The sequence below is a fragment of the Mesorhizobium sp. M7A.F.Ca.US.007.01.2.1 genome (assembly GCF_003998165.1).
GTDB classification, from domain to species: domain Bacteria; phylum Pseudomonadota; class Alphaproteobacteria; order Rhizobiales; family Rhizobiaceae; genus Mesorhizobium; species Mesorhizobium ciceri.
In genome coordinates this window covers 1-738 of record NZ_RZQP01000510.1, presented here as the reverse complement: position 1 = coordinate 738, position 738 = coordinate 1, and the positions used below count along the sequence as shown (strand labels likewise).

The following is a 738-nucleotide window of genomic DNA, read 5'->3' as shown; positions in this document are numbered from 1 at the left end:
TGCATGGTCCCAGTCCCACCAGGCCAGCGCCTGGTAGCGTTCGGCCGTGCGGCGATCGAAGCGCTCGCGGATCGGCTTTGCCGGCACGCCGGCGACGATCATATAGGGCGCTACATCTTTCGAGACGACAGCGCCGGCGCCGACCGCGGCGCCATCGCCGATGGTGACGCCGGGCAGGATGGTCGAGCCGTGACCGAGCCAGGTGTCGTGGCCGATGGTGACCCGCTTGGCGCGGCGCTGGGCGAAAAATTCTGTCTCGTGCTCGGCATCGTCCCAGTAATCGGAGGCGCGATAGGTGAAATGGTGCAGCGTCGGCCGCCAGGTCGGGTGGTTGGTGGCGTTGATGCGCACGCTGGCGGCGATGTTGGCGAACTTGCCGATCGTCGCGCACCAGACGGCGCAGTCCTGCATCATGTAGGAATAGTCGCCGAGTTCGCTTTCCGAGACCCGGCTGCGGTCGGCGATCTCGGTCCAACGGCCGAGCGTCGAGTTCTGCACCTCCGCCGTCGGATGGATCAACGGCGTCTCGGATAATTTCCTGGTCATGCGGCGATTTTTCCGGGCGCGAAAGCGGTGACGTCGATGATGCGGTCGGCAACCGCCTCGCGTACATCGTGGTCATGGAAGATGCCGAGCAGGGCGACACCTGCAGCCTTCTTGGCGGCGATGAGTTCGATCACGACATCGCGGTTCCTGGCATCGAGCGAGGCTGTCGGCTCGTCGAGCAGCAGGATCGGA

The 738-nt window shown here is 65.2% G+C and carries 1 protein-coding gene and 1 pseudogene; both read right to left on the bottom strand.

The annotated features are described in order from the left end of the window. Positions 1-546 (bottom strand): DapH/DapD/GlmU-related protein (locus EN949_RS35515; RefSeq protein WP_127371995.1); only part of this gene is annotated, 546 nt, incomplete at its 3' end. Further along, a pseudogene (locus EN949_RS35510) lies at positions 543-738 on the bottom strand (phosphonate C-P lyase system protein PhnL); the annotation flags it as partial. The pseudogene EN949_RS35510 and the gene EN949_RS35515, both read right to left, overlap by 4 nt.